Origin of the sequence: Cyanobium sp. WKJ7-Wakatipu (assembly GCF_024345355.1) — a bacterium.
Classification (GTDB): Bacteria; Cyanobacteriota; Cyanobacteriia; order PCC-6307; family Cyanobiaceae; genus Cyanobium_A; species Cyanobium_A usitatum.
The window spans coordinates 23,361-32,059 of sequence record NZ_JAGQAY010000028.1 but is presented as its reverse complement, the minus strand read 5'-3'; the positions used below and the strand labels follow the sequence as shown (position 1 = coordinate 32,059).

16 protein-coding genes and 1 pseudogene are annotated in these 8,699 nt (G+C 59.6%); 15 read left to right on the top strand and 2 right to left on the bottom strand.

Annotated elements, in window-relative coordinates:
- Window positions 1–69 precede the first annotated feature (69 nt).
- The 12 genes from KBY83_RS12725 to KBY83_RS12670 all read left to right on the top strand — a co-directional run bounded on the left by KBY83_RS12725 (window position 70) and on the right by KBY83_RS12670 (window position 5,801).
- Window positions 70–708 (top strand): hypothetical protein, encoded by a 639-nt coding sequence (locus KBY83_RS12725; protein WP_255019888.1) that lies wholly within the window; start codon window positions 70–72, stop codon window positions 706–708.
- A 57-nt stretch (window positions 709–765) separates the two neighbouring features.
- Window positions 766–1,713, top strand: a complete 948-nt coding sequence (locus KBY83_RS12720; RefSeq protein ID WP_255019887.1) for a hypothetical protein — start codon at window positions 766–768, stop codon at window positions 1,711–1,713.
- Window positions 1,714–1,780: 67 nt separating this feature from the next.
- The gene (locus KBY83_RS12715) at window positions 1,781–2,080 is read left to right on the top strand and encodes a hypothetical protein (RefSeq protein ID WP_255019886.1); all 300 of its coding nucleotides are present in this window, start codon (window positions 1,781–1,783) and stop codon (window positions 2,078–2,080) included.
- Window positions 2,077–2,394 carry a hypothetical protein gene (locus KBY83_RS12710; protein ID WP_255019885.1) on the top strand — a complete coding sequence of 106 codons (318 nt, stop codon included), beginning with the start codon at window positions 2,077–2,079 and terminating at the stop codon, window positions 2,392–2,394. The genes KBY83_RS12715 and KBY83_RS12710 overlap by 4 nt, the downstream gene beginning before the upstream one ends.
- A 54-nt stretch (window positions 2,395–2,448) precedes the next feature.
- The gene (locus KBY83_RS12705) at window positions 2,449–2,658 is read left to right on the top strand and encodes a hypothetical protein (RefSeq protein WP_255019884.1); all 210 of its coding nucleotides are present in this window, start codon (window positions 2,449–2,451) and stop codon (window positions 2,656–2,658) included.
- Window positions 2,651–2,929: a hypothetical protein gene (locus tag KBY83_RS12700; RefSeq protein WP_255019883.1), complete on the top strand. Its 279-nt coding sequence runs from the start codon at window positions 2,651–2,653 to the stop codon at window positions 2,927–2,929. Before KBY83_RS12705 ends, KBY83_RS12700 begins: the two co-directional genes overlap by 8 nt.
- A gap of 124 nt (window positions 2,930–3,053) precedes the next feature.
- Window positions 3,054–3,290 carry a hypothetical protein gene (locus KBY83_RS12695; RefSeq protein WP_255019882.1) on the top strand — a complete coding sequence of 79 codons (237 nt, stop codon included), beginning with the start codon at window positions 3,054–3,056 and terminating at the stop codon, window positions 3,288–3,290.
- Window positions 3,291–3,354: 64 nt separating this feature from the next.
- Window positions 3,355–4,206 (top strand): J domain-containing protein, encoded by an 852-nt coding sequence (locus KBY83_RS12690; protein WP_255019881.1) that lies wholly within the window; start codon window positions 3,355–3,357, stop codon window positions 4,204–4,206.
- Entirely contained in the window at window positions 4,203–4,751 is a 549-nt protein-coding gene (locus KBY83_RS12685; protein ID WP_255019880.1) for a hypothetical protein, read from the top strand. Before KBY83_RS12690 ends, KBY83_RS12685 begins: the two co-directional genes overlap by 4 nt.
- Window positions 4,748–5,119 (top strand): hypothetical protein, encoded by a 372-nt coding sequence (locus KBY83_RS12680; protein ID WP_255019879.1) that lies wholly within the window; start codon window positions 4,748–4,750, stop codon window positions 5,117–5,119. Before KBY83_RS12685 ends, KBY83_RS12680 begins: the two co-directional genes overlap by 4 nt.
- Window positions 5,116–5,268: a hypothetical protein gene (locus tag KBY83_RS12675; protein ID WP_255019878.1), complete on the top strand. Its 153-nt coding sequence runs from the start codon at window positions 5,116–5,118 to the stop codon at window positions 5,266–5,268. Before KBY83_RS12680 ends, KBY83_RS12675 begins: the two co-directional genes overlap by 4 nt.
- Window positions 5,262–5,801 (top strand): DUF4236 domain-containing protein, encoded by a 540-nt coding sequence (locus KBY83_RS12670; RefSeq protein WP_315858980.1) that lies wholly within the window; start codon window positions 5,262–5,264, stop codon window positions 5,799–5,801. Before KBY83_RS12675 ends, KBY83_RS12670 begins: the two co-directional genes overlap by 7 nt.
- A 216-nt stretch (window positions 5,802–6,017) precedes the next feature.
- Here the strand turns inward: KBY83_RS12670 and KBY83_RS12665 are convergent, their stop codons facing one another.
- Window positions 6,018–6,338 carry a hypothetical protein gene (locus tag KBY83_RS12665; RefSeq protein ID WP_255019876.1) on the bottom strand — a complete coding sequence of 107 codons (321 nt, stop codon included), beginning with the start codon at window positions 6,336–6,338 and terminating at the stop codon, window positions 6,018–6,020.
- Window positions 6,339–6,623: 285 nt separating this feature from the next.
- Between KBY83_RS12665 and KBY83_RS12660 the strand changes: the two genes are divergently transcribed.
- Window positions 6,624–6,833 carry a hypothetical protein gene (locus KBY83_RS12660; RefSeq protein ID WP_255019875.1) on the top strand — a complete coding sequence of 70 codons (210 nt, stop codon included), beginning with the start codon at window positions 6,624–6,626 and terminating at the stop codon, window positions 6,831–6,833.
- Between the two features lie 294 nt (window positions 6,834–7,127).
- Here KBY83_RS12660 and KBY83_RS12650 read toward each other — a convergent pair whose 3' ends face one another.
- Window positions 7,128–7,442, bottom strand: a complete 315-nt coding sequence (locus tag KBY83_RS12650) for a hypothetical protein (protein WP_255019873.1) — start codon at window positions 7,440–7,442, stop codon at window positions 7,128–7,130.
- 158 nt (window positions 7,443–7,600) lie between these two features.
- On the opposite strand from KBY83_RS12650, the pseudogene KBY83_RS12645 reads away from it, so the two are divergent.
- Window positions 7,601–7,831, top strand: a pseudogene (locus KBY83_RS12645) (DNA-3-methyladenine glycosylase); the annotation flags it as partial.
- A gap of 315 nt (window positions 7,832–8,146) precedes the next feature.
- Window positions 8,147–8,416 carry a hypothetical protein gene (locus KBY83_RS12640; RefSeq protein WP_255019872.1) on the top strand — a complete coding sequence of 90 codons (270 nt, stop codon included), beginning with the start codon at window positions 8,147–8,149 and terminating at the stop codon, window positions 8,414–8,416.
- Window positions 8,417–8,699 lie beyond the last annotated feature (283 nt).

Genomic DNA, 8,699 nt, shown 5'->3' with positions numbered 1-8,699 from the left:
GTTGGAACTCAGGCAGCGAGAGGCCTTTCTGAAACTGGACGGCACTGCGCGACATGGGCTAACTGGTATATGCGTACCAGTCTATGCGACCAGTTCGCCCTGTGCGGAGTGAGCTGGGTAATCACGTACGTCTATGCGATCGAAGACTCTGACTTTGATCACTACGTTTCCGATGAGTACCGCCAGCGCTGTGAGCGGTTCTGCTTTCGCCGGTATCGGATCGTCAAAGAAACAGCCCGGCTGCTGTTTGTTGACCACCGCAACTACGAAATGGTCGATCGTGATGGGGTGGTTGAACCCCGTGATGGTCGGATGTATCGCGGCGGGCTTAGCGGTAGCTACCGCCAGCTAAGGAAGTCGAGCTGGTCGATGCCCGACGACTACGACTTCCTTACGGCTAGCCGTTGGGTAAAGCTGGGCCGAAGAGAAACGCGGATTTACCTGAGCCTCGCCGCAGCCGCGGCTGAACACGCTGCCAAGCGTGCGCAATTCGTCGATAGCTGGAGCCAGGTTGAGGTTTTTGCTGAGTGGGCGCAAACCCTCGAGCTGCATACCTATGAGGGTGAGCTGCACAGCATGAGCCGGGCGGAGCTGCAGGGGTTTTATCGCCGTGCGGTGCTCAAGGCCCACCCTGACCATGGCGGCACCACAGAACAGTTCCAGGCGGTGCAAGCCGCTTATGCCCAGGCCAAGCAAGTGCTGGCATGAGGGCCGCGGCCCGCCTGAGCCGCACCCAATCAGGTAATCAAGCCAGCCAAGAGCTTTATGACTACAAGTGTTTGTGAAGCGGCTAACGCCGCGTTATTTCAAAGCGGGCCCGAGCTGCGGGTACTGCTCGAGCAACGCCAGGCGGACCTTCATGCCAAGCGGATGCCTGACACCGTTGGCCGGCCGTGGTGGATGGTTGACTCCATCGATCATGCGGGGTTTAAGAACCTCGATGCGCAGGAGCAGCGCCACCTGGTTGACCCCAGTGACTCGCTGGGTTACGCCCACCTGGGCTACCAGATCGGCATTGAGCCACTGCTGAGGTCGATCCAAGTGGATGGGCTCGAGGTGGGTTACATCAGCCGCAACCGCTATGGCGCGGCCGTGCTGAATACACCGTTGCTACCGATGATCGATATCGACATCAGAGGCGAAGGTGAGGAGCTTTGGGACCCGCGCCTGAGCACCGACTATGGCGTCCACTACCCCCTTTCCAGGGCGGAGCTGGTGCGTGCCTTGCGGGAACTGACCGTGGGGCGGTTTGGGCGTGAAGTGGAACCCATGTATCCACCAGGGAGCACTGCGTTCCAGCGTTTGGTTTCCCGTCACTGGCCGCTCTTCAAAGGTGAAGGCGAGCCACCTGAAAGTGGGGTGGAGCTGAGTGCGTCGGTTTTTCGCACCTGGAATGGCTACCGGGTGGTGCTTCACGATCCGCTGGTGATGACCAAAGAGAACCGCGGCGCGGTTTATGGGTTGATGCGGTTCCTGTATAGCGACGAGGCCTACGCCGCTATTGCCACCACTCAAAAGCTGTGGCGCTCGAGGTTGACCCGTAAACCCTGGCGGCTCGAAGAACCCAAAGGGCAACCCCTGGAGTTCGATTGCATCGTGGAGGGCGGGGAGGTCAGCTACGAGCAGCAGGCGCCCGTCCACCACCTGCTCAAGCCGCTCTGGGATGTGCTGACAGCTGATAACGCTGATCTGCACCCAGAAGAGGGCTACTGATCACCCGCGGCCCTCGTCAATGGGGGCCAAACCAAACCAAAACAAACCAAACCAGATACCAAGAGCCATGACAACGACACCATCACGGCTGGGGCTTCCCCAGCTATCGGTCAGCGATGCCCATCACATCGGCGAGCTGATTGAGGAGGCCCAAGCGGGCCTCGAACACGCCATCACCGAGGTGCGCACCTTGCTTCAGCAGCGCGACCTTGTGGCTCTTTGGGACGACGAGCAGGGCGCTTTCCGCCCGGAGTTCACCCACCTGGCTGGGCGCTATCACGCCCTCCAGCGTTCCCTTCGAGAGATCAGCGAGTCCGGCTACAGCTGGCAACACGACCTCTCGGTCTTTGTGGACGCCCAGCGATGAGCGCCTTCAAGTACGAGCCCGGCCAGATCCTTGTCGAAGGTGGCCGCCGCCATGAGCACGTCAACTTTTTCCGGGTGGAGAGCCGCACCGCCGCCTATGTGGCCACGGTCGAGTTGGAAAAGGATTTCACGCCCAGCGCCGACCGGCGGGACGGGTTCTGGGATGGCACCTGGCTGCCTACCGATCAGATCCACTTTCGATCGCGTCTAGGCCCGCAGCGCCACCGGATAACGACCGACGCCGCCGGCAACGAATGCGCCACCCCCTCCAGCACGGTCTGGGATGGCGCCCCTGTCTCCTGCGGCGATGGTTGAGGTAACGCGGGAGTCGGTCCCGATGCCGAATCAATCCCCTATCGAGAAAAACTGATGGACCCAATGTTTGGTAATGAAGCAGAAGACCGGGCGCTCTGGAAGGAAGCAGCCAAGGATCTGTTGCGGGTAAGCCGTGCGCTGGATTCAAACCAGCCGGACGAAGTTCACCGCGAGAGAACGTGCCATGCCTTGGTGGCGCTGACCCCGTGGTCGGAGCCTGAGTGGTGGCTGGCCGACGTTGAGGAGGCTCAGCGTCATGGTTGAGGTAACGCGGGAGTCGGTCCCGATCGCCAAGGGGCGGCCGGCCTTCATTGCGGAGGTGCGCAATAGCGTCAGCAAGGTGGCCAACCTGACCGGCTGGTATCGGGAAGAACGGGAGGGGGCCATGGCCGGCGTTGAGAACAACGCAGCAGTGGCGCAGCAATGGCGATTGCTGATGCGTGCGGCGGAGCGTGGCCCGCTGCCGGTGTGGGAGTGGAACGGCTATGTCCGGGCCGCTACTGAGGCGATTGTGATGGCCCACTACCGGCGCTAGCTGGGGTGGTAGTTGAAGGAGCACGGGGGCCGATGCCCCCGCCCCAAGTGGGACTTCACATCACAAGTACGGCGCTAAGATTTAACCAACGACCGCTTGCGGTCCAAACCAGAGAGAGCCACCAATGCCTTGCCCCCGCACCCCTGCGGAGCTGATCGCCCAGACCTGGCCCACGCTTAAAGAAAAAATGGAGGTCGAGAGCTACCTCCGCGAAGTTTTCAATGAGCGCGGGCCTGGGTTTCTTCAAGCCCCTAGCCAGCGTCATTGGATTGGAGCCCAGGCCGATATCGAGCGATTGCAACGTCGCAAGCGTGCCCCCCGCCTGGTGGGCACCGAGCAGCAACAGCTTGATATCGGTTGACAAAGCCACAAGTCAAGCGCTAGTTTTTACTCAACCGGCAAGACCGGCAAACCAGAGACACGCAATGAGCTTCGACTTAAACCAACTTCGTGACCAGGCGCACGATCACCACGCTGCTTTTCTGGCCATCACCTTCCAGGTGGAGCGCCTAACAGCTGAAAACACTGCCCTCAAGCTTCAGGTTGCCCAGCTCCTGACAGCTGGCGCCGAGCTCAGCCCAGCAACAGCCAGGGCCTGGCAGGTGCGCTTCGAGCAATTCCCCGCATGGGCGGCGCTAACCGTTGGCAACAGCCGTTGGGATGCCGCCGCAGGTAAGCCAGAGGGCAGTGGCCTCCAGGCGCTTCGCGCTGAGCTGATGGCCGTTCCCATGACCGGCATCGATCGGAGTTTCTGGGACCGGAAGGAAGCAAAACGCGTGGCTGATGCCAAGGCCCGAGGGTTTACCACCACACCAGCTAGGCCGGCACCGGACCGTAAGCCAGGTGCCTTTGCCATCAGCTGGGAGCTAGATCAAAAGCACCCCGGCTTAGGCAAGAGCCTCGAGGCCCTCACCACGGGTCTGCGCGGGCGCCTCAAGCTCGTCATCGAACTCGCGTTCTTGATTTATGGGACAGAGGCAGTGGAGCGCCTCACAAATAATCCAGAGTTGGTACTCACGGAAATCCGCGATCGCTGCTGGGCCCTTGATGGCAACGGCTTCGCCGATGCCTGGGCTCGTATGAAGGAAGTGCTGAATGGCGCCCAGGACCAGAAGCGCGAAGCTTGCGCCGTGCTTGGCGTCGATGCTTCGGCCTCACCCGAAGCGATAAAGATCGCCTACCGGCAGCTAGCCAAACAGCACCACCCCGACACAGCCAACGGCAACGCCGAGACCTTCGCTCGTGTCGCCTCTGCCTATGAGGTGCTGGTGGCATGAAGGACACCAAGCAAGGACCCGAAGCGCTCCAGCCTTCCTTCTACCCAATTCAAAAGCGGTGGCGCCGGCTACGGCCATTGTTTGAGCAGCGCTACATCCTCGAGCTCATGCACGAGGAGATGGAGTGCTATGCCGAGGCCCGGGCGGAGGACCACGGCTATGAATATCGGCCGCGGCCTTTCAGCCTTGAACTTCGCCCGGCTGATTACGACAACATGGATTGGCGCTGGTCAGGGCGGAGAGGGCCACAGCCTGGCTACTGGGCATGGGCGGCGGCTGGCGCTTGCCACTGGCTTGCCAGCCACAACCTTTTCGTGATCAGGGACCTTGAACCTGATCGCCCCTGGCAGATCGCTACCAGCGATAAGCACTCAACCGTCGTTGATCTCGAGCGCAAGCTGCTCTTTGATCCCAACTTCATGGCCATGGGGATCTTCCCGGAAGAGTGCTGGAAGGAGTCGGTGGGCTGGCATAACAGCGAGATCCTGCCTATGGGCGTCTACATCGATCACACTCAAGCTAAACATCAACTGGAGGCCGCATGATTATGCAAACAATCGGAGAAGTTACAGCGGAGCTCGTCCAGCGTGGCATCCCCCGATGGGACAAAGAATCCCACCACCCGCCACTCAGCTGGTGGGTTTTCACGGACACGACCGACGAAATGGTCGAAGTAATACATGTCGTAGGTAGGACCGAAAATGAGCTGGAATGGCAAATTGAGGTGATCTGCTGCCTCCATGGCCACGTTGATGTACTAAACGTGATTGACCCAGACATCACTGAGGTGATTGCTTCCCTTCAGGTCTGGCCTGGCCTGCCTGAAGCGATCGAGTTTGCGTTGATGTCACAGCGAATATGGGATAGCGGGTACTACGGCGCCTTGGCCGAACAAGAAGAAGAAGTGCAATGAGCAACTACTTGGTATTGGTGGAAAACCAAGGCCAGCCAATACATCGCCTAGAGCTAGTAGCCAACAGCCGAGAAGATGCGGAGCTGGTGGCCCTCGAGCTGGTGCCGGAGGCCAGCACCTGCCGGGTGCTACTCGTGGGGGAATGGTGATGGGATTCAGATTCAGGCGCGGCCTGCGCTTCGGGCCGTTCAGGTTCAACATCACTGGCAAGGGCTTGAGCAGCTTTTCCATCGGCGGCCGCGGCGCCACCGTGAACATCCCGATCAACTGGGAGGGCCCAGCCCGGGCCACAGCCTCATTGCCGGGCACTGGCCTCAGTTGGTCTGAGCCGATCGGGCGGACCAGCACCGGTGAGCGCCGGCAAGCCCAAAGGGGCGCTGCCGGGCAACCCACTACTGAACAGATCGTGGCCGCCGTCCAGGAAGCCTTTGTCGGTACTGATGGTGTTGGCCAGGCCCTCTGGCATCACCCCGGCTTGGTGGCCCTGCTGATGGACCGGCCAGATACCCCTAGGGCCGTGCTCGAGCAATGCCAGCTCGTGTTGTCTGCCGATCGCATCGAGCTCCACATTCGCCGCGGCCGCGGCCCGGCGGACACCATGGCCCGGGCTAAGCAGGTGCTTGAGGCGGCCAAGCAGGTGTTGGCCTATGCCGTGACTATCGGCCTGGTGAAGGAGGGCTAGCGGCCATCGGCCGCTGCCCTCGGAAGGTGCAATTCGCTTCAAGGTTGGCGCGGCTGCTTTTGCCGAATAAACCGGACAGCACCTACGCGCTAGTCGAGTGCCTGGAGCGGGAATACTGCAGGGCCGCGGCAGCGTTTCAGGTAGCCCTCTCTCCGTGGGCGGCGAGCACTGGGGCCTCGAAGGCGGACGCCACGTGCGTGGAGAGAAGACAGGCAGCTAGGGCTGTTGCTTGAGCGCCCGCATCCACGAAACGCCCTTGGGACTGAGCCGAACGAGGTAACGCCGGCCCTCGCTTGGGTCAATCAGCTTCTCCACTAGCCCGTAGCCGGGCTTGCCCAGGCGGTTCACTTCACTAAGTCGCGCCACCGTTCGGCTTATAGACGCGTTCGAGGTGCCGAGGATGTCCTCCATCTCCTGGTAGGTAGCAGCTCCGTTCTGGATGAGGTGTTGCAGCAGCTGGGCGTCAAGGATCCTGCCCTCGTTGCCATGCTCCTCTAGGCCGCGAACGGCAACACAGAGCAGCTGAAAGAAGTCCATTGGCCTGGTGACGACTGACCCAAGGCTGCGATGAGCAACATCCCTGTAGATCCACCCCTGTGACGGAGATTTCAAAATCCGTTGCGTCTACCAGCTCTGCCGTGTGCCCTGCTGGGGGGGGCTAGCTGGGGGTCTCACCAAAACCGGCAAGTTATCTGCAAGGCACCCGGGTGAACACCCCCCCGCGACTGTCACAAGACGCATGGCCTGATGGTCCATGCGTCTTGTGACAGTCGCCTACTCGCTGTGGCTGTGGGAACACTAAAAGCAGTCGCACGACACTTCATGTCTCCACTCATCACTTCTGCCATTACCCAGGAGATCCAACGGGATGCCCTGCTCACCATGGAGCAGCTGACCACCAGCATCACGGTTCTGGCGCTTCATGCCTCCCACCGCCCAGAGGACACCCCAAGAGTCCGCTTGGTCTTTGAGCAACTGCTGGAGGTGATCCACCAGACAGAGACGGACATGGCGGTTTTCGACTTGCCTTGACCTCCACGATGGATCCGAGTGGTACTGATGTACCTCCTTGCGGTCGATGCCTGCTGTTGATCCGGTTAACGCTGAGGAGTGGGACTACCTGGATATCAATGTCCTGCGTCCTGCCCGCTCTTCAAAGGTCTGTATGACTTGCCAGCACTTTCGTTATGAGGTTGGCAGGCACTGCGTCACCCTGCTCACATGTCCGATTCATCAGGGGCTCATTCCTCAAGGACAGCACCTGACTCGGAGGTGTTCTCGGTGGGTACCCAGGCGGGTGGAGCGACGGAAGCGGAAACCCATTGCTCAGCGTCTCTTGACGCAGTAGTTGCCTGAGGAATACCAGCCCAGTGGGCAGGACTTGCCGGTTTTCTGAATAGCCTCCCGTTCGTTACTGGGGCTACTGAGGCAGTAGTTGCCAGAGGAATAGAAACCCAGCGGACAGCCAGCACCACTTTTCTCAATGGCGCCGCGGGTGTTGGTGCTTTTACTCGGCACGCAGTAGCCGCCGGAGCTGTAGTAGCCAAGCGGGCAGCCTCCAACCTTGGGCAGCGGTTGCACCGGCTGTTGGGCCAGAGCTGAGCTGCAGTCACGGGCCAGCAGGGGGGCTGACGCCGCCAATGAAAGCAACAAGCATTTCACCACGTTGACGGTCAATGCAAAAGGTATGTCGCTAGATTTATCTTCAGCTTCAGCAATGTTTTTTGGATAGGACTGTTCTACTGCTCAGCCATAGTCCTTTGCTCCAGGCTCACGTCCAATAGCCTCCAGCCACTCCAATAGCCACCACGCCCTCCCAGCACCTCCCCCATTCCTTCTTCGCCCGCCTCGCCGAGCAGGTCGCCCCCGACCTCATCGGCTGCCTGCTGGTGAAGCGCTAACCCTCAGGTGAGCTGCTGTGGGGCGTGATTGTGGAAACGGAGGCGTATTCCCAAGACGACCCCGCCACACGCGGCTATCGCCGCCGCTCCCCCAGCAACGAAACCCTGTTTGGTGAGCCTGAGCGGTTTTAGGTGTATGTGAGCTATGGCATTCACCACTGCGTCAAGCGGGCACGTCATTCAACGACCGCAGGCTGAGCTTGATGTCTCAGCGGTGGCCCAGGGGTCGCCCAGCCAACTTCCAAGCCACTGCTCCCAAAACTCCCAGACTTTTTCTCCCGGAGACCCTCAGTGCTACGAAGGGCTAAATAACGACGGAACAAACTTGCTTGGGGACGCCTTGCGGAATAGATTGCTTACAGGTTTCATTCGCCACGCAACTCATAGAATCACTCTTGACACTCTATTCCGACAAACTAGAATAAATAGAGTTGAGCAAGCCTGGTGACCCGCTTTATTATTGACAATTGCTTCTTGTTTGCTCTTGTGGGGGAGCTAGGAGCGGGCGTTCTTGTGCGCTACTATGCTAATGAAATTGGTCAGCCTCAGTTTTACCTTGTCGTTTTAGCCTTGGCGCTTGCTCTAATTCATTTTGCAAAACTTCAGTTGCGTGAGAGGATGCTGAATGAAAGGGCATCGCTGGGGCAACTGGAGTTCTTGGTCTCTTCTCTTTCATTTATTTTACTTGCCTGGATTTCTGTAATCCCAAAGTGAAATATCTCTTGTGCTTTGTGCTTGCTCTCTCTCGAGCACTTCTATCTGCATCAGTATCAAATAGTGGCAGCTCGCACTCTAGCTAAGAAGGGCTACAGGCCCCAGATGGGGTAGTTGGATAAATCAGTAGTGGAGCCGTAGTCCTGGTGTCAGCAGCAGCGGCACCCAGTTGCCCGGTGTCAACTACATAAGCGGGCGCGCCTACCTAATTGTCGCCGTGCACAGCTCCGACATACGGCAGCCGATCAGATAGGGCCCACGCAACCGCACATAGTTGCTACCG

Coding starts and splice junctions, on each gene's coding strand:
- KBY83_RS12725 (WP_255019888.1), top strand. CDS start 70: ATGCGTACCAGTCTATGCGACCAGTTCGCCCTGTGCGGAGTGAGCTGG.
- KBY83_RS12720 (WP_255019887.1), top strand. CDS start 766: ATGACTACAAGTGTTTGTGAAGCGGCTAACGCCGCGTTATTTCAAAGC.
- KBY83_RS12715 (WP_255019886.1), top strand. CDS start 1,781: ATGACAACGACACCATCACGGCTGGGGCTTCCCCAGCTATCGGTCAGC.
- KBY83_RS12710 (WP_255019885.1), top strand. CDS start 2,077: ATGAGCGCCTTCAAGTACGAGCCCGGCCAGATCCTTGTCGAAGGTGGC.
- KBY83_RS12705 (WP_255019884.1), top strand. CDS start 2,449: ATGGACCCAATGTTTGGTAATGAAGCAGAAGACCGGGCGCTCTGGAAG.
- KBY83_RS12700 (WP_255019883.1), top strand. CDS start 2,651: ATGGTTGAGGTAACGCGGGAGTCGGTCCCGATCGCCAAGGGGCGGCCG.
- KBY83_RS12695 (WP_255019882.1), top strand. CDS start 3,054: ATGCCTTGCCCCCGCACCCCTGCGGAGCTGATCGCCCAGACCTGGCCC.
- KBY83_RS12690 (WP_255019881.1), top strand. CDS start 3,355: ATGAGCTTCGACTTAAACCAACTTCGTGACCAGGCGCACGATCACCAC.
- KBY83_RS12685 (WP_255019880.1), top strand. CDS start 4,203: ATGAAGGACACCAAGCAAGGACCCGAAGCGCTCCAGCCTTCCTTCTAC.
- KBY83_RS12680 (WP_255019879.1), top strand. CDS start 4,748: ATGATTATGCAAACAATCGGAGAAGTTACAGCGGAGCTCGTCCAGCGT.
- KBY83_RS12675 (WP_255019878.1), top strand. CDS start 5,116: ATGAGCAACTACTTGGTATTGGTGGAAAACCAAGGCCAGCCAATACAT.
- KBY83_RS12670 (WP_315858980.1), top strand. CDS start 5,262: ATGGTGATGGGATTCAGATTCAGGCGCGGCCTGCGCTTCGGGCCGTTC.
- KBY83_RS12665 (WP_255019876.1), bottom strand. CDS start 6,338: ATGGACTTCTTTCAGCTGCTCTGTGTTGCCGTTCGCGGCCTAGAGGAG.
- KBY83_RS12660 (WP_255019875.1), top strand. CDS start 6,624: ATGTCTCCACTCATCACTTCTGCCATTACCCAGGAGATCCAACGGGAT.